Origin of the sequence: Undibacterium sp. CY21W, assembly GCF_014284265.1 — a bacterium.
Lineage (GTDB): Bacteria > Pseudomonadota > Gammaproteobacteria > Burkholderiales > Burkholderiaceae_D > Undibacterium > Undibacterium aquatile.
Window position 1 is genome coordinate 1 of the sequence record NZ_JACOGE010000019.1, and the last position, 300, is coordinate 300.

Sequence of the window (300 nt, forward strand, 5' to 3'; positions counted from 1 at the left end):
GAATCACGGTATCCGGCTGCGCTGATCCCACCTCATTTTCATGTCCGGTCAGCACATTTTCCCGGCTGAGAGGGGTGTCCTGACCGGCAGTTTCATCCGTGTCATCAAGCTCCTCTTTCAGCTCTGCCACACGGAGCGCCAGTTCTTCTTTCGTCCCCGTCAGGCTGACATCACGGTTCAGTTGTTCACCCAGCGAGCGGAGACGGGCAATCAGTTCATCTTTCGTCATGGACTCCTCCACAGAGAAACAATGGCCCCGAAGGGCCATGATTACGCCAGTTGTACGGACACGAACTCATC

General features: G+C 55.7%; 1 protein-coding gene. It reads right to left on the reverse strand.

Annotation, left to right across the window (positions count from 1 at the left end; all coding sequences use genetic code 11):
- Positions 1 to 229 (reverse strand): DNA-packaging protein FI (gpFI, locus tag H8K29_RS17745; RefSeq protein ID WP_219197904.1); only part of this gene is annotated, 229 nt, incomplete at its 3' end.
- Between the last annotated feature and the right edge of the window lie 71 nt (positions 230 to 300).